The 15,999-nt window shown below is 67.5% G+C and carries 17 protein-coding genes; 7 read left to right on the top strand and 10 right to left on the bottom strand.

From position 1 onward, the window contains the following. Positions 1-59 precede the first annotated feature (59 nt). The 3 genes from KZC51_RS09540 to KZC51_RS09530 are packed head-to-tail and all read right to left on the bottom strand — an operon-like array spanning position 60 to position 2,299. Complete coding sequence (locus KZC51_RS09540) at positions 60-1,361, bottom strand: GNAT family N-acetyltransferase (protein WP_247629744.1); 1,302 nt, start codon at positions 1,359-1,361, stop codon at positions 60-62. A 33-nt stretch (positions 1,362-1,394) separates the two neighbouring features. Beyond that, positions 1,395-1,640: a zf-HC2 domain-containing protein gene (locus KZC51_RS09535; protein ID WP_247629743.1), complete on the bottom strand. Its 246-nt coding sequence runs from the start codon at positions 1,638-1,640 to the stop codon at positions 1,395-1,397. Further along, entirely contained in the window at positions 1,637-2,299 is a 663-nt protein-coding gene (locus tag KZC51_RS09530; protein ID WP_141872449.1) for a sigma-70 family RNA polymerase sigma factor, read from the bottom strand. The genes KZC51_RS09535 and KZC51_RS09530 overlap by 4 nt, the downstream gene beginning before the upstream one ends. Positions 2,300-2,348: 49 nt before the next feature. Between KZC51_RS09530 and aroA the strand changes: the two genes are divergently transcribed. Genes aroA through bcp form a run of 3 tightly spaced genes read left to right on the top strand, consistent with a single transcriptional unit; the run spans position 2,349 to position 5,224 of the window. Next, entirely contained in the window at positions 2,349-3,674 is a 1,326-nt protein-coding gene (gene aroA, locus KZC51_RS09525) for a 3-phosphoshikimate 1-carboxyvinyltransferase (protein WP_247629742.1), read from the top strand. Continuing rightward, positions 3,671-4,741 (top strand): ribosome small subunit-dependent GTPase A, encoded by a 1,071-nt coding sequence (gene rsgA / locus KZC51_RS09520; RefSeq protein WP_247629741.1) that lies wholly within the window; start codon positions 3,671-3,673, stop codon positions 4,739-4,741. The genes aroA and rsgA overlap by 4 nt, the downstream gene beginning before the upstream one ends. Positions 4,742-4,750: 9 nt before the next feature. Beyond that, positions 4,751-5,224 (top strand): thioredoxin-dependent thiol peroxidase, encoded by a 474-nt coding sequence (bcp, locus tag KZC51_RS09515; protein ID WP_247629740.1) that lies wholly within the window; start codon positions 4,751-4,753, stop codon positions 5,222-5,224. 12 nt (positions 5,225-5,236) lie between these two features. On the opposite strand, the gene KZC51_RS09510 is transcribed toward bcp, so the two are convergent. Beyond that, a complete protein-coding gene (locus KZC51_RS09510) occupies positions 5,237-5,623 on the bottom strand; it encodes a hypothetical protein (RefSeq protein ID WP_247629739.1) in 387 nt (128 codons plus the stop codon). Between the two features lie 232 nt (positions 5,624-5,855). On the opposite strand from KZC51_RS09510, the gene KZC51_RS09505 reads away from it, so the two are divergent. Beyond that, on the top strand, positions 5,856-6,104 hold the full coding sequence (locus KZC51_RS09505; RefSeq protein ID WP_136055103.1) for a WhiB family transcriptional regulator: 249 nt from the start codon (positions 5,856-5,858) through the stop codon (positions 6,102-6,104). Between the two features lie 112 nt (positions 6,105-6,216). On the opposite strand, the gene KZC51_RS09500 is transcribed toward KZC51_RS09505, so the two are convergent. Continuing rightward, a complete protein-coding gene (locus KZC51_RS09500; RefSeq protein WP_247629738.1) occupies positions 6,217-7,704 on the bottom strand; it encodes a sensor histidine kinase in 1,488 nt (495 codons plus the stop codon). 24 nt (positions 7,705-7,728) lie between these two features. Beyond that, a complete protein-coding gene (locus tag KZC51_RS09495) occupies positions 7,729-8,115 on the bottom strand; it encodes an Rv3235 family protein (RefSeq protein WP_247630627.1) in 387 nt (128 codons plus the stop codon). A 126-nt stretch (positions 8,116-8,241) separates the two neighbouring features. Here KZC51_RS09495 and KZC51_RS09490 point away from each other — a divergent pair, with 126 nt between their 5' ends. Beyond that, positions 8,242-8,853 carry a hypothetical protein gene (locus KZC51_RS09490; protein WP_247629737.1) on the top strand — a complete coding sequence of 204 codons (612 nt, stop codon included), beginning with the start codon at positions 8,242-8,244 and terminating at the stop codon, positions 8,851-8,853. On the opposite strand, the gene KZC51_RS09485 is transcribed toward KZC51_RS09490, so the two are convergent. Further along, positions 8,841-9,119 (bottom strand): helix-turn-helix domain-containing protein, encoded by a 279-nt coding sequence (locus KZC51_RS09485; protein WP_247629736.1) that lies wholly within the window; start codon positions 9,117-9,119, stop codon positions 8,841-8,843. The two genes, KZC51_RS09490 and KZC51_RS09485, sit on opposite strands and share 13 nt — an antisense overlap. 98 nt (positions 9,120-9,217) lie before the next feature. On the opposite strand from KZC51_RS09485, the gene KZC51_RS09480 reads away from it, so the two are divergent. After that, complete coding sequence (locus KZC51_RS09480; RefSeq protein ID WP_247629735.1) at positions 9,218-9,838, top strand: SAF domain-containing protein; 621 nt, start codon at positions 9,218-9,220, stop codon at positions 9,836-9,838. Continuing rightward, entirely contained in the window at positions 9,835-11,085 is a 1,251-nt protein-coding gene (locus KZC51_RS09475) for a CpaE/TadZ family protein (protein WP_247629734.1), read from the top strand. The genes KZC51_RS09480 and KZC51_RS09475 overlap by 4 nt, the downstream gene beginning before the upstream one ends. Here the strand turns inward: KZC51_RS09475 and KZC51_RS09470 are convergent. The 3 genes from KZC51_RS09470 to secA form a co-directional block, all read right to left on the bottom strand. After that, positions 11,009-12,235, bottom strand: a complete 1,227-nt coding sequence (locus tag KZC51_RS09470) for a pyridoxal phosphate-dependent aminotransferase (RefSeq protein ID WP_247629733.1) — start codon at positions 12,233-12,235, stop codon at positions 11,009-11,011. The genes KZC51_RS09475 and KZC51_RS09470 overlap by 77 nt on opposite strands. Positions 12,236-12,244: 9 nt before the next feature. Next, entirely contained in the window at positions 12,245-12,940 is a 696-nt protein-coding gene (locus KZC51_RS09465; protein WP_247629732.1) for a GntR family transcriptional regulator, read from the bottom strand. 80 nt (positions 12,941-13,020) lie between these two features. Further along, a complete protein-coding gene (gene secA / locus KZC51_RS09460; protein ID WP_247629731.1) occupies positions 13,021-15,831 on the bottom strand; it encodes a preprotein translocase subunit SecA in 2,811 nt (936 codons plus the stop codon). Positions 15,832-15,999: the final 168 nt, after the last annotated feature.

The raw sequence follows: 15,999 nt of genomic DNA, 5'->3' as shown, positions 1-15,999 counted from the left end.
ACGCAGGACGGGCCCCGGCGATCGCCGGGGCCCGTCCTGCGTGTGCTATCGCCGACCGGTCAGTACCAGATGTCGAGCGAAGGAGCAGGGAACGCGACGAACGCCCGGTCGAGCTTCTCGACCGTCGCTGCGTCGGCGTCGATCAGGCCAGCGCCGCGCAGCGAGGACGCACGCACTCCGCCGGCGTAGAGCGAGGAGAGTGCGGCGACGCCCAGGCGCGCATCGACCGACGCCCCCTCTGCGCGGTCCACGGTGGCGACGCCCTCCTGGTCGACCTGCAGCCGCCACTGCCCTTCGGTGTAGCCGAGCGGGTCGTCGATACCGATCACGATGTCGAGCGGTGCGGAGAACCGTCGCGCGCTGAGTGCCGCGGGAACGTCGAGCACCCGCAGCCATCCGTGGTCGTGCACCTCCTGCTTCACTCCGCGCGGATCGGCGACGAGCCACGGCAGCGGGTCGTCCAGGGGGCGGAGATCGGCGACGACCTCATCGACGAGATCGTGCTGCAACGCGAATCGCCACAGGGCAGCGCGCGCGTCCGACGTCTCGGCGACCAGCAGGCGCACGTCCAGCCGGAATCGGAACGTGCCGCTCGCCTCAGTCACGGTGTATGCGAGGACTCCGCGGAGCACTCCGTCTTCGTCGAGATAACGCACCCCCCGCGCGTGGTCTCGATCCGTCGTCGGAGCGACGCCCGCGTAGCCTTCCCAGCGGCCACGCCAGCCCGGGATCTGCCCGGAGACGCCAGAGCGCGCACGCTCGTGCACGGCCCCGAGGTCGGCGGCGAGCGCGTCACGGTCCACATACTCCAGGCGTCCGGGAGGATTCGCACCGCCCCAACCGGCTCGTCGAGTATCGACGGTCAGTCGCGCGACCGGGATCGCGGAGCCGAAGCCGTAGCGGCCGTAGATGGTCGCCTCCGATACCGTGAGACCGGCAACGGGAACACCGGCGGATGCCGCGGCCCGTAGCTCGCCTTCCAGCAGGGCGCGAGCGATGCCCCGGCGTCGGTGTGTCGCCGCGACCGTGACGACGCTGATCGCCCACATGTCGATCTCTCCACCGCCAGGAAGCGTCAGCGGAGTCACCCACGAGTTGATGGTCGCTATCGGAAGCGTCGTGTCCGGCGCCTTCTTCTCGAACACGCCGATGTTCCGACGTGCGCCGAAGGTCTTGGCGACCTGGGTGATCATGTCGCCCGTCGGCTCAGCCCCGAGGAACCCGCGATCGACAGCACGCTGGAACCCTGCGGAGCTCGCATCGTCTGCGAAGTCGACGACGCGGTATTCGAGTCCGGTGGCGGCCAGCCGTTCAGCCGAAGTGGTATCTGCGGGCACATCCCGCGCATCGATGGAGCTCATCCGACCACACTACTCAGGGGGCCGCCCGCGCGATCAGTGCTGGCTGGCCTGAACCTCACGCAGCCGCGCGAAGACCTGGTCGCGCAGTTCCTCCGGTGCTGTCTCCTTGCACGCTCGCGCCACCACTTCGGTGAGCGTGGTGGCGACCAACGCCTCGTCCCGGCAGGACGGGCAGTTCTCCAGGTGCTCACGGATCTCGGTGTGCTCGGTTTTACAGACCTCGTTGCGGAGGTACTCCTCCAGATCCTGACGGGCTTTGTCGCAGCCGCAGTCGCTCATTTCCTGCTCCTCGTGTCGGCCGCGGCGATGCCCCGCTCCGCGGCGTAATCTGCCAGCAGCTCCCGCAACATGCGCCTGCCCCGGTGCAGACGACTCATCACGGTGCCGATGGGCGTCTTCATGATGTCCGCGATCTCCTGGTAGGCGAACCCCTCGACATCAGCGAGGTACACCGCCAGCCGGAAGTCCTCCGGCACGGCCTGCAAAGCATCCTTGACCACCGATGCCGGCATGCGGTCGATCGCCTCAGCCTCCGCGGAACGGCTGTGCGACGCCGTGGTCGACTCCGCACCGCCGAGCTGCCAGTCCTCGAGCTCGTCGATCGTTCCTTGGAACGGCTCACGCTGCTTCTTGCGATAGATGTTGATGTATGTGTTGGTCAGGATCCGGTACAACCAGGCCTTGAGGTTCGTGCCCTGAGAGAAGGTCGACCAGGAGCCGTACGCCTTCACGAAGGTCTCCTGCACGAGGTCTGCGGCGTCGGCGGGATTGCGCGTCATACGCATCGCTGCGGCGTAGAGCTGATCCATGAAAGGGATCGCCTGCTCCTCGAACTCGCGTCGAGGGTCGCCGACGATGTCTGCGGTTGCGGTGTCATCCATCACCGGCCAGTCTAGGCCGCTGATGTCCACAGATCCGCGCTCCAACGTCGCGATCATGCTCTCTCCTTCTCGGCGTGTGCGTCGCCGTTCACTAAGGTGGAAACCGATGAGCGTCAACAGGTATTCCCCTCCCCCTGTCCGGGGCGCTTACATCGCGCCCACCGTCGACGATGCGGTGCACGCCGCACTCACCATCCCGGGTTCGAAATCGCTGACGAACCGCGAGCTGATCATCGCGGCCATCGCCGATGGACCCGGACGCCTGGTGGCGCCGCTGCACTCCGACGACTCCCGCCGTATGGTCGACGCCCTGCGGGCGATCGGGGTCGGAATCGAGGAGGTGGATGCCGGCGGCGAGTTCGGTCCCGACCTCGCCGTGACCCCCGCGAAGCTCACCGGCGGAGTGACCGTCGACTGCGGTCAGGCCGGAACGGTCATGCGATTCATCGCCCCGCTGGCCGGGCTCGCCGCGCAGGACGTGCATCTGACCGCGCACGAGACCGCACTGCACCGACCGATGGGCGGGCTCATCAGCGCCCTGCGCGACCTCGGCGTCGATATCGACGACGAAGGGACCTGGTCGCTGCCGTTCACGATCCGCGGTCACGGCCGCATCCGCGGGGGCCGCGTCGAGATCGACGCCTCCGCCTCGAGCCAGTTCGTCTCCGGGCTCCTCCTGGCTGCACCCCGCTTCGACGTCGGGCTCCACCTCGTCCACACCGGTGAGCATCTGCCGAGCCTGCCGCACATCGACATGACGATCGAGTCGCTGAGCCGACGCGGCATCCGGATCGAACGTCCCGCAGTGGGCGAATGGCTCGTCGAGGCCGGCGTGCCCCGGGCCAAGGAGATCGCGATCGAGCCCGATCTCTCCAACGCCGCGCCGTTCCTCGCGGCGGCGCTCATCACGGGCGGATCCGTGTCGATCACCGGCTGGCCCTCGCACTCGACGCAGCCTGGTGCGCTGCTCCCCGAGATCCTCCAGGCGATGGGCGCCCACGCCAGCCGCCACGGCGGTGCGCTCACCGTGCGCGCCGGAAACGGCATCCGCGGACTGGACCTCGATCTATCGGCGGCGAGTGAGCTGACGCCCACGATCGTGGGACTCGCGGCCTTCGCCGAGTCGCCGACCACGATCCGCGGCATCGGTCACATCCGTCTGCACGAGACCGATCGCATCGCCGCACTCATCGGCAACATCCGGGCCCTCGGCGGCGAGGCGGAGGAACTCTCCGACGGTTTGCGCATCATCCCCCGGCCGTTGCACGGCGGCGGATGGGCAGCGCATCACGACCACCGCATGGCGACCACCGGCGCCCTGATCGGTCTGCGCGTCCCCGGCGTCGAGATCGACGACATCGGAACCACGGCCAAGACCCTCCCCGAGTTCACCCTGCTCTGGGAACGGATGCTGCGAGGCGCTGGCGCGTGAGCTGGCTCAGCGACTCCGACGACCTCGATGACGATTTCGAGGACTACGACGAGAGCACGATCCGCACGCGACCGAACCCCAAGGCCAACCGCCCACGGACCAAGCGTCGCCCCGCGCACGAAGACGCCGTCATCGGCCGCGTTCTCGGTGTCGACCGCGGGCGTTACACCGTCCTGCTGGAAGAGGGAACCGATGATGAGCACCTCATCTCGGCGACCAGGGCCAGAGAACTCCGACGCATGCCGATCGTCACCGGAGACCAGGCGCGGGTCGTCGGCGACACCTCGGGCGCTGAGGGAACGCTCAGCCGCATCGTCGGCATCGTCGAGCGCACTTCCCTCCTCCGCCGCAGCGCCGACGACACCGACCAGGTGGAACGCGTGATCGTCGCGAACGCCGACCAGATGCTGATCGTCGTCGCCGCCGCCGATCCGGAGCCCCGCGCGCGCCTGGTCGACCGTTATCTCGTGGCCGCGCTCGACGCCGGCATCCGGCCGCTGCTCGTGGTCACCAAGACCGATCTCGCCGATCCGACGACGTTCCTCTCGCACTTCGACGGACTGGACCTGCGTGTCTTCACCAGTGCCCGCGAAGAGATGCCCACCGAGGAGATCGGCACCGCTCTCGTCGGCCACTCGACCGTCTTCGTCGGCCACTCCGGAGTCGGCAAGTCGACCCTCGTCAACGAGCTCGTCCCCAGCGCGAAGCGAGCCACCGGCCACGTGAACCAGGTCACCGGTCGCGGACGCCACACCTCCTCCTCGACGGTATCACTCCGCTACGAGGGAGCCGAGGGCTCGGGTTGGGTCATCGACACCCCCGGTGTGCGCTCGTTCGGGCTCGGCCACGTAGAGCCCGCCAACATCCTGGCGGCCTTCACGGAGCTCGCCCTCATCGCCGAGAACTGCCCCCGCGGCTGCACACATCTCGCCGACGCCCCGGACTGCGCCCTGATCGAGGCCGAGGAACGCGGAGAGCTCAGCGAGGCCGAGAGCGCTCGGTTGGACTCGCTCCAGCGCCTTCTGCAGACCTTCGCCGACAAGGCCGAGCAGTCACCAGGACGATAGGCTGGGCGGGTGACTGAGCGCCTCGAAACCGGATCCCCCGCCCCCGACTTCGCCCTGCTGGACCAGGACGGCGCGACCGTGCGCCTGTCCGACCTCCACGGCCAGAAGACGGTCCTGTACTTCTACCCCGCCGCGATGACGCCGGGGTGCACCACACAGGCCTGCGACTTCCGCGACAGCATCTCCTCGCTGCAGGGGGCCGGCTACCGGGTCATCGGCATCTCTCGCGACGAGCCGGCCACGCTCGCGGAGTTCCGTGAGCGTGACGGTCTCACCTTCACGCTGCTGAGTGACCCCGACCACGCGGTGCACGACGCCTACGGCGCGTGGGGCGAGAAGATGAACTACGGCAAGGTCGTCGAGGGCGTCCTCCGCTCGACATTCGTTCTCGATGAGAACGGCGTCATCACGCTCGCGCAGTACAACGTCAAGGCGACCGGACACGTCGCACGACTCCGCAAGCTCCTCGGCATCGACGCCTGACGAGCGAGGTGCTCACTCCGCTGCGGAGCTCTCGCTCTCACGACGAGCGCTGGCGATGAGCAGCACGAAGCCGACGATGCCCGGCGCGCCGACTCCCACCGTGAACGCCCAGGGGATGGGCTGCAACGTGAAGGAGGCCAGAGCGAGGGCGACGGCCAGGACCTGGAAGACGACGCCTCCGGACCGAGCCCAGGATCGTCCCTTGCGGGCGCCGACGGCGAAGGCGAGCAGCGCCGCCGCCCCGATCAACGTCAGCACGATGAGAGCGATGGCAGTCGGCAGCGAGGCGGCATCTCCTGCCCCCAGCCCCATGAGCTCGATGATCGCGAATACGACGAGGGCCGCCCCCTCGAGGGCGAGTACGGCTGCGGCCGCGGTAGCGAGTCCTGGTGCACGCACGATGTCTCCTGAGAATCGAATGAGAAGGATGAAAACCCTTGATTTCGCAGGTTTCATGTAACAGAATAGACAGCGTCATGTGCTCCCACAGCGGCGTGGGGCGGGCGATTCGCTCGCATCACAATTCGCGGACATCCGTCCGCATCTGAACAGGGTAGCGGAACCCGAGCCGCCACCCGAATCGAGTCGTCGCGTCGCGACATCTCTTGAAATCCCACACCGAGGAGCTCCCATGGACTGGCGCGACAAGGCCGCCTGCTTGACCGTCGACCCCGAACTGTTCTTCCCCGTCGGGAACACCGGTCCGGCCGTCGATCAGATCGAGAAGGCGAAGGCTGTCTGCGCCACCTGCACGGTCACTGAGATCTGCCTCCAGTACGCCCTCGAGTCCAGCCAGGATTCGGGTGTCTGGGGAGGCCTCTCCGAAGACGAGCGCCGCGCGCTGAAGCGCCGCGCCGCTCGCGCCCGCCGCGCCTCCTGACCGAGGCACGCGCCGACGCACAACGGGCCTGCTGACCTCCACGGAGGCCATGGCGGGTTCTTTCCCCTGATGCCGCCGGACGATGTCGCATCGCGACCTCGTCCGGCTTTTGTCATTTGGTCAGCCAGCGCAGCGGGATGTCGATGATCACCTCAGTGCCATCGCCCTCGCTGCCGTGCCACTCGATCGTCCCCCCGAGCTCGCCTTGGATGAGCGTGCGGATGATCTGAGTCCCCAGTCCCTGCCCAATGCGCCCCTCGGGAAGACCGTGTCCGGTGTCTTTCACCGTCACCCGAAGGCTCTCATCGGTGCGGGCCGCGTCGATAGCGATGCTGCCCCCCTGGCCTGCGAGACCGTGCTCGACCGCGTTCGTGACGACCTCGGTGAGAGCGAGCGCGAGAGGAGTGGCGTACTCGCTCGGCAGCACGCCGAAGCGTCCGGTGAGCTGAGTCCGCGCCCGCGTGTTGGGGGCAGAGGCGACCTCGGCCACGAGTTTGAGCACGCGATGGAAGACCTCGTCGAAGTCGACCTTCTGCGTCAGCCCCTGCGCGAGCGTGTCGTGCACGACGGCGATCGAGTCCACCCGGCGCATGGCCTGCGTGAGCGCGTCGCGAGCCTCATCGGAGTGGGTCCGGCGAGCCTGGATCCGCAGCAGGGAGGCGACCGTCTGCAGGTTGTTCTTCACGCGATGATGGATCTCGCGGATCGTCGCGTCCTTGGTGATGAGCTCCTGCTCCTGATGGCGCAGCTCGGAGACGTCGCGGCAGAGCACGATCGCGCCGATTCGGGTGCCGTGATCCTTCAGCGGGATGGCACGCAACGACACGGTGACCCCGCGCGCTTCAATGTCGGTGCGCCAGGGCGCGCGGCCCGTCACCACGACGGGGAGAGACTCATCGACCTGGCGAGACGGAGGCACCAGACGTGTGGTGACCTCGGCGAGAGACTCCCCCTCCAACTCGTCGTCGAAGCCCATGCGGTTGAAGGCAGAGAGAGCGTTGGGGCTCGCGAAGGTCGTGATGCCATCAACGTCGATGCGGATGAGCCCGTCCGAGGCGCGAGGCGCGCCGCGCCGAGGCGACGTGGGAGCTGCCAGATCGGGGAAGCTGCCGTCGGCGATCATGCGGAACAGGTCGTTCGCGCACTCGTCGAACGTGATCTGCTGGCGTGACGGCGTCCGCACCTCGCCCAGGTTCGTGTGGCGCGTGACGACACCGATGGCCGTCGCGGCCGTCCCGCCTCCTCCTTGTCGGCCGACCACGATGGGCACGGCTCGGACCCTGGTCGGCGTCTCCTCGAACCAGTCGGGCGAGGAGGAGTCGACGATCTCGGCGGAGTCGAATGCACCCTGAACCTGCGTGCGCCACTGCGGCCGTACACGCTCGCCGACGATGTCGCGGTAGAAGAGCGTCGCCGCCCCGCTCGGCCGCGCGTGCGCGACAGCGATGAACGAGCCGTCATCGGTCTGGATCCACACGACGATATCGGCCGATGCGAGGTCGGCGAGCAACTGCCCGTCCCCCGCGAGGCGGTGAAGCCATTCGACGTCGTTGTCGGTCAGACGGCCCTGCGCATGGGCGAGATCACTAAGCGTTGACACTCCCCCAGCCTACGGCGACTTCGATCAGAGCACCGCCAGCGAGGTCGCCCGCCACCGACGGTCCAGTCCTTCCAGACGGATCGCGACTGCGCGAGTACGCCCCGGCCCTGCCACGACGGCCACCGCCTCGATGATGCCGTCGAGCGGCTCGGACACCCTGATCGAGCGGACCTCGAACGTCGGGCGAGCCGGCGCAACGCCCCGTGCGCTGCGCGCTCTGGCAGAAAGGTTCGCCCGGCTCACGAGATTGCGATACGCATCCTCGCTGAACCAGCGCGCGAGCTGGTCGACCTCCCTCACCCCGGCCAGTGCCTCCAGCACCCCCTGCGTGAGACTGCGCAAGAGCGGCGCGGGATCCGGCAGCTCGGCCGTCGAGGTGGGCTGGGGGGCGAAGTACTCGTGCACGCTCATCATCGGTTCTCTCCTGGGGAAGACGGACGGCCAGTCGAGCACGAGCGCGGTACCTCTGAGGGGTGCGCAGCGAAGGTATGTGGATAACTCGTATATGGAACCGGCAGCTCACCTACGCTCGAATCCGTGCATTGGGATCGCCTATTCGAAGACCTCGAAGGTCAGCTGGCTGCGGAGTGGGAGACGGAGCGCGCGGTGCTCAGCGCCGAGTCCGAACGGCTGCGCATCTCGCGCCTTGATCTCCGCGCCCGCCTACGGCATCTGTGTCAGGCACGAGCGACCGTGACGCTGGAGCTCGCGGACGGACGTCGCCTCCCCGTGACGATGCGCGCGCTCGGTGCCGACTGGGTGGCCGCGGAATCCGCGCCGGGAGACGACCTGCTCCTGGGGCGGTCGACCCGGATCATGCCGCTGGACGCGATCCGCGCGATCCGTGCGGATCACGGCAGTGTGTTGACGAGCCTGGAAGATGTCTCCGAGCCCGGAAGCCCACTCCGCGAGCGAATGAGCCTCGGATTCGTTCTCCGGGATCTCGCCCGCCGACGTGTTCCCGTGCACCTGAGCCTGGCGATCGGCGACGATGTGCACGGGACGATCGATCGTGCAGGTTCCGACCATCTCGACCTGGCGGTCCATGACGCCGGCACCGCACGGATCGCAGCCGCGGTGCAAGGGTTCCGAATCATCCCGTTCGCGGCGCTCATCGCGCTGCGCACGGGGAGCGATCAGGTCCTTTGAACCGTCGACGCCCCCCAGACCTCGGGAAAACTCGCGACCTGCGACTGTCTCCACAGCGCCATCCGCCGGGAGTGCTCCACCTGCGCCGCGAGGTACTCCTCCACGCTCACCTCCTCGACCCGCCAGCGCGCCGGTGCTCCGACCTGCACGCCTCGGAGCTCGCCCTCCTGCACGAGGTCGATGACCTCGCCGACGCCGATCTGCAGCAGCTCCGCGACTTGCGCGGGCGCGAGAAAGCGCGGGACGACGGGCAACGATTCAGGCATGAGCCCATTCTCCCCCACGGGCCTGCACAGCCCCACTCCCCTGCGCTCCTGTGGATAACTCGACCGCCAGTGCCCTGATCTCTGTGACGATGTTCGCCATGACCACTCCCTCTCGTCCGCGGCGCGCCTTCTGGGGAGACGTCCGGTTCCTCATCGGCATCGCCCTGATCGTCCTGTCCATCTCCGGTGTCTGGCTCATCGTCTCGTCCTCGGATCGCACCGCTCCCGCACTGCAGGCGACCAGGACGATCACGCAGGGTGAAGCACTCGTGTCAGGAGACTTCCAGGTGGTCGAGGTGGGGCTCGGCCCGCTCGGCGACGACTACGTGACGCCGCAGGATCTGGCGCCAGGACGTGTCGCGGCGCGGACTGTCGTCGCGGGCGAGCTGATTCCGGTCTCGGCCGTCGGCGACGCCGACGACAACCGCACCACCACCATCGTGGTGGAGAGCGCGACCGCGGTGCCCGATGAGGTGATGGCCGGAGCCGTCGTCGAGCTCTGGCATGCCCCGCCGCGCGAAGACGGGCGTACATTCGACGTGCCGCGCATCCTGGTCGCGGACGTGATCGTGCGCGATGTGCGGGAGCCGGACGGCGTGCTCGCGCAGTCGGGAGTCGCCGTGGAGGTGGTGATCGACCGCGCAGACGTCGCGGACGTGCTCGGCGCCGTCACCGGCGGCTCCGCCCTCTCGGTGGTTCCGGTGGGATCGGGCTCGTGACGAGGGTCCTGATCGCGATCGCCGAGCCACGTGCACGGGAGCTGAGCGTGGAACTGGAGTGGGAGGGTCTCACCGTGGTCGCGACCGCTGCACCGGCGATCGACGCCATCCGCCCACTCCTCGCCGACGTCGAAGCTCTCGTGGTGCCGGCGGTGCGCTCGGTCCTGACCTCCGATCTGATCGCGGCCTGCGATCGTGCGGGGGTCCGCATCCTGCCCGTGGGCGAGACCGGCAGCCGCGCGCTCGGCCGGCTCGGGATCATCGCCCCGCTTCCGGCCGATGCGAGTGGCTGGGAGGTCGCCGCCGCACTGCTCCGCGATCTGCCCGCATCACCTCACCCGAAGGAGTCGCAGCGGGCACCCCGGGTGATCGCGGTGTGGGGACCGCATGGCGCCCCAGGGCGTTCGACCGTCGCTGTGCAACTCTCCGTCGAACTCGCGCGAGCCGGGCGGCGGACCGCCCTCATCGATGCCGATACCGTCGCGCCGTCGCTCGCGCTGCTGCTCGGGATCAGCGACGACGCCCCGGGGATCGCGGCGGCCTGCCGGCGGGCAGAACTCGGCGGACTCGATGCGCGCGAGCTCACGCGGCTCGCGAGCACCATCGAGACCAGCGGCGGCGATCTCGATGTGCTCCCGGGGATCAACCGGCCGACACGGTGGCCCGAGCTGTCGGCGTCACGCCTCACGACCACGCTGCAGGCGTGCCGCCTCTGGGCGGACGAGACCATCGTCGACGTGAGCGGCGCATTCGACGCCGACGATGAGGCGACCTACGACATGGCAGGCCCTCGTCGGCATGCAGCGACGACGGCGTCGGTGCGGGAAGCCGACGCGATCATCGCCGTCGCCGCCGCGGATCCGGTCGGCATCAGCCGTCTTCTCCGCGACCATGCCGAACTGCGCCGCCTTGCCGGGACGACCCCCACCAGCGTCGTCATCAACCGCATGCGATCAGGACCTCTCGGCCTCGATGCACGCGGTCAGATCCGGCGCACGCTCGAGCGGTTCGCCGGCATCACGGACGTCGCCTTCCTCCCGTTCGATCAGCGCGCGGCGGATGCTGCGCTGCTCCACGCACGTCCGATGTCGGATGTGACTCCGCGGTCGGCGTTCGTGGCATCGATCCGCGGGGTCGTCGCGTCTCTCGGGCCGACGCCCGCGCCTGACGCTACTGGCGGTAGCTCGCGAGGAAGTTCCCGAGTCGCTCGACGGCTTCGCTCAGCACGCGCGGCTCAGGGAGCGTGACCAGGCGGAGGTGATCAGGGGTCGGCCAATTGAAACCGGTTCCCTGTACCAGCAGCATGTGCTCGGAGACCAGCAGGTCGTAGACGAGCTTCGCGTCGTCGCGGATCTCGTGCACATCGGGGTCGAGCCGCGGGAAGGCGTACAACGCCCCCTCCGGCTTGACGCAGGACACCCCCGGAATCCGCTCCAGTCCCTCCCATGCGATGTCTCGCTGCTCACGCAGACGCCCCGTGGGGGCGATGAGGGCATCGATCGACTGCACGCCCGACAGCGCAGCCTGCAGCGCGTGCTGTGAGGGCACGTTCGGGCACAGGCGTGTCGACGCCAGCAGCGTGATCCCCTCGATGAAGCCCTTGGCGTGCGATTGCGGCCCGGTGATCACGAGCCATCCGGAACGATATCCGGCGACGCGGTACGTCTTGGACAAGCCGTTGAACGTCAGGCACAGCAGATCGGGCGCCAACGTGGCCGTCGGGATGTGGACTGCGCCGTCGAAGAGGATGCGATCGTAGATCTCGTCCGAGAGCAGCAGGAGCTGGTGCTCCCGTGCGATCTGGACCAGCCCTTCGAGGATCTCCCGGGAGTAGACCACTCCCGTCGGATTGTTGGGGTTGATGATCACGAGCGCCTTGGTGCGCGGAGTGATCTTGGCGCGGATGTCCTCGAGATCGGGCTGCCAGGCATCCTGCTCGTCGCAGATGTAGTGCACCGGCGTGCCGCCGGCGAGGCTCGTCATCGCCGTCCACAGGGGGTAGTCCGGCGCGGGGATCAGGACCTCGTCCCCCTCGTCGAGGAGCGCCTGCATGGTCATCGTGATCAGCTCGGACACTCCGTTGCCGAGGTAGACGTCGTCCGGTCCGAAGCGCGGGAAGTCCTCGATCTCCTCGTAGCGGCTGACCACCGCACGACGCGCGGAGATGATCCCCTTGCTGTCGCTGTAGCCGTGCGCCGTGGGCAGCGCGGCCAGCATGTCATGGACGATCTGGTGCGGCGCATCGAATCCGAAGATCGCCGGGTTCCCGGTGTTCAGCTTGAGGATCTTATGTCCCTCTGCCTCCAGACGCGCCGCCTCGACGAGGGCGTTTCCGCGAATCTCGTACAGGACGTTCTTGAGCTTCGACGACTGGTCGAAGGTGCGCGATGGTGTCATCGAGCAAGCCTACAACCGTCCCGAGGAGCCCTCGTGCACCGCTGAGGACGAGCCTGCACTCCTCGAGGCGTGCAGGTGCGCCTCGCGCGCACGCCGGCTGCTGTCGATGTGCTCCAGCGCGAGCGCCTCCACACGATCGCCGTCACGCTCACTGATCGCCTGGAAGAGCACTCGGTGCTGTTCGGTGATGTCGGCGAGATCGTCGTGCTGCGCCAGACCCCAGCGCAACGTGCTGCGCATGCCCTGCATGAGGTCGCTGAGAAGACGGTTCTCGGCGAGGACCGTCACCTGCTCGTGGAAGTCGTTCGCTGCCCGGCGCGCCGCGACCGGATCACCCGCGGCAGCACTGATCGTCTGCTCATCGAGAGCCCGCCGCAACTTCTCCAGGCCATCGGGACGATGCCGCTCCGCCGCCAGACGGAAGGCGAGCGGCTCCAGAACCGAACGGACCTCGTCGAGATCGGTCATGTCCGAGTCGGTGAACTCGCGCACGATCGCCCAGGTCCGCGGTCGAAGCGTCACCAGTCCCTCCGCCTCGAGGATCTTGAGGGCATCGCGCACCGGAACCCGGCTGACGCCGAACTCGGCGGCCAAGTCCCGTTCGATCAGGCGGCTGCCGGGAGAACGGATCCCGTCGAGAATGGCATCGCGAAGCCGGCCAGCCACCTTCGTGGATTCGAGGACGACCGCATCGGCACTGGTCACGGCCTCATCCTCCCATCTGCGTGCACCGGTAACGAGAAGGGGCCGATCCTTCTGGACCGACCCCATCTCACAGCGTGTTCCTACTTCTTCTTCTTGCCCTGTGCGCGGCGCTGCTCGCGGTTGCCAGCGGCCGGCTGCACCGGCGCATCCGTCCGCTGACCGAACGCCCCTCGCGGTGCCTGCTCCGGCTCAGCCGCAGGCTCTGCAGCCTCTCGTGCCGCGGCTGCCTTGCGCAGGCGATCGGTCGCCGCCTGCTGCACCTGACCGCGGTCGTTGCGTACCTCGACCTCGCCCGCATCGTTGGCAGCCGAGTACTCGAGACGCTGATCGCCTCCATCGGTGGCCAGCCCCTTGGCCTCGACCTCCGTGGTCTCCGCATCACCGGCGCGACGCACCTCGACCTCGAGGTTGTAGAGGTAGCCGACCGACTCCTCCTTGATCTGGCCCATCATCGATTGGAACATCGCGTAGCCCTCGCGCTGATACTCGATCAGCGGATCGCGCTGGGCCATCGCACGAAGCCCGATGCCGTCCTTGAGGTAGTCCATCTCGTACAGGTGGTCGCGCCAGCGGCGGTCCAGCACCTGGAGCACCACGCGCCGCTCGAGCTCGCGGGTCGCCGCGTCGCCGAGCGACTCCTCACGCTTCTCGTACGCGATCTTCGCGTCTGAGAGGAGCTCACGCGTGAGCCCTTCAGCCGAGATACCGCCCTTGCGTCCGCCCGCTTCGGCGACGACCTCGTCGATGGTGACACCGACAGGGTAGAGAGTCTTCAGCTCGGTCCACAGAGCATCGAAATCCCAGCTCTCGTTGTGGCCCTCGCCCGTGTGATCGTTCACGACACCCGTGATCGCGTCCTCGATGAAGTGCTGGACGCGGTCAGCGATGTCGTCACCGTGCAGGATGTGACGACGGTCGGCGTAGATCGCCTCGCGCTGACGGTTGAGCACGTCATCGTACTTGAGCACGTTCTTGCGCATCTCGGCGTTGCGCGATTCGACCTGCGACTGCGCGCTGCGGATGGCCCGTGACACGAGCCCCGACTCGATCGGCACGTCATCGGGGAAATTGGTGCGGGACAGGATCGCCTCAGCGGCGCCGGACTGGAACAGCCGCATGAGATCGTCGGTGAGGCTCAGGTAGAAGCGGCTCTCGCCGGGGTCGCCCTGACGGCCCGAACGACCGCGCAGCTGATTGTCGATACGACGCGATTCGTGACGCTCCGTGCCGAGGACGTAGAGCCCCCCGGCCTCGATGACCTTCTCGGCCTCGCTGGCGACCGTGGCCTTCATGGCCTCGTACGTCTCGTCCCAGGCGACCTCGTACTCCTCGGGCGTCTCGACGGGGTCGAGCCCCCTCGCCTTGAGCTCCTGGACGGCTAGGAATTCCGCGTTTCCGCCGAGCATGATGTCGGTGCCTCGACCGGCCATGTTGGTCGCCACGGTGACGGCGCCGAGGCGCCCTGCCCTGGCGACGATCTCTGCTTCGCGCGCGTGGTTCTTCGCGTTGAGGACCTCGTGCTTGACGCCCTTCTTCGCCAGCAGACGCGAGAGGTACTCGCTCTTCTCGACGCTGACGGTTCCGACGAGCACCGGCTGCCCCTCGGCATGGCGCTCGGCGATATCCTCGACCACCTGGGCGAACTTGGCTGTCTCGTTCTTGTAGACGAGGTCGGACTGGTCCTTGCGGATCATCGGCTTGTTCGTCGGGATCGGGATCACGCCGAGCTTGTAGGTCGACATGAACTCGGCGGCTTCGGTTTCGGCCGTACCCGTCATACCGGCGAGCTTGTCGTAGAGGCGGAAGTAGTTCTGAAGCGTCACGGTCGCGAGAGTCTGATTCTCCGCCTTGACCGGCACGCCTTCCTTGGCTTCGATCGCCTGGTGGATGCCCTCGTTGTATCGGCGTCCGACCAGGATGCGTCCCGTGTGCTCATCGACGATCATGACCTCGTCGTTCATCACGACGTAGTCGGTGTCCTTCTTGAACAGAGCGAGTGCCTTGATCGAGTTGTTCAGGAACGAGATCAACGGGGTGTTCGCTGATTCGTACAGGTTGTCGATGCCGAGGTAGTCCTCGACCTTCTCGATGCCGGGTTCGAGCACACCGACCGTGCGCTTCTTCTCATCGACCTCGTAGTCCTCGCCGACCTCGAGAGTCCGAGCGATCTTCGCGAATTCGGCGAACCAGCGGTTGGCCTCGCCCGACGACGGGCCGGAGATGATCAGGGGCGTGCGCGCCTCGTCGATGAGGATCGAGTCGACCTCGTCGACGATCGCGAAGAAGTGTTCGCGCTGCACGAGGTCTTCCTTGCGCCACGCCATGTTGTCACGCAGGTAGTCGAAGCCGAACTCGTTGTTGGTTCCGTAAGTGATGTCGGCCGCATACTGCTCGCGGCGCACTGCCGGTGTCTGGCCGGACACGATGATGCCCGTGGTCATACCCAGCGCACGGAACACACGCCCCATGAGCTCCGCCTGGTAACTGGCGAGGAAGTCGTTGACCGTGATGATGTGGACGCCCTTGCCGGCGATCGCGTTCAGGTAGGCAGGGAAGGTCGCGACGAGCGTCTTTCCCTCACCGGTCTTCATCTCGGCGATGTTCCCGAGGTGGAGCGCAGCACCACCCATGATCTGCACGTCGTAGGCGCGCATGCCGAGCGTGCGCTTGGCGGCCTCACGCACCGCGGCGAAGGCCTCCGGCATCAACTGATCGAGGGACTCCCCCTTCTCGAACCGGGCGCGCAACTCTGCGGTCTCGTTGCGAAGCTCGTCGTCCGTGAGCTTGGAGATGTCCTCTTCCAGCGCTCCCACGGCCTTGACCACCTGGTTCAAGCGACGGATGATCCGTCCCTCACCGGCGCGCAGCAGCTTCTCAAGAGGATTGGCCACGGATGTCATCTCCCTGTTGGTGGGTCGAAAGCCGGCGGACGTGCAGACGATCGCCAGGCATATGTTGTCATGTTACCGGCCCGTGACCTGCACGTCGCCTGCACGCGACTCTCCCGATCATCGATAGGTGCATGTCGAGTATGCATATACTCGGTATCGCATTCGTCC

It is taken from the genome of Microbacterium croceum, assembly GCF_023091245.1.
Classification (GTDB): Bacteria; Actinomycetota; Actinomycetes; order Actinomycetales; family Microbacteriaceae; genus Microbacterium; species Microbacterium croceum.
The sequence above is the reverse complement of the archived record's forward strand: the minus strand, read 5'-3'. Positions and strand labels throughout refer to the sequence as shown.

Excerpts from the sequence above, each read along its gene's own strand:
- KZC51_RS09540 (WP_247629744.1), bottom strand. The coding sequence starts at position 1,361 with ATGAGCTCCATCGATGCGCGGGATGTGCCCGCAGATACCACTTCGGCT.
- KZC51_RS09535 (WP_247629743.1), bottom strand. The coding sequence starts at position 1,640 with ATGAGCGACTGCGGCTGCGACAAAGCCCGTCAGGATCTGGAGGAGTAC.
- KZC51_RS09530 (WP_141872449.1), bottom strand. The coding sequence starts at position 2,299 with ATGATCGCGACGTTGGAGCGCGGATCTGTGGACATCAGCGGCCTAGAC.
- aroA (WP_247629742.1), top strand. The coding sequence starts at position 2,349 with ATGAGCGTCAACAGGTATTCCCCTCCCCCTGTCCGGGGCGCTTACATC.
- KZC51_RS09505 (WP_136055103.1), top strand. The coding sequence starts at position 5,856 with ATGGACTGGCGCGACAAGGCCGCCTGCTTGACCGTCGACCCCGAACTG.
- KZC51_RS09495 (WP_247630627.1), bottom strand. The coding sequence starts at position 8,115 with ATGAGCGTGCACGAGTACTTCGCCCCCCAGCCCACCTCGACGGCCGAG.
- KZC51_RS09485 (WP_247629736.1), bottom strand. The coding sequence starts at position 9,119 with ATGCCTGAATCGTTGCCCGTCGTCCCGCGCTTTCTCGCGCCCGCGCAA.
- KZC51_RS09480 (WP_247629735.1), top strand. The coding sequence starts at position 9,218 with ATGACCACTCCCTCTCGTCCGCGGCGCGCCTTCTGGGGAGACGTCCGG.
- KZC51_RS09470 (WP_247629733.1), bottom strand. The coding sequence starts at position 12,235 with ATGACACCATCGCGCACCTTCGACCAGTCGTCGAAGCTCAAGAACGTC.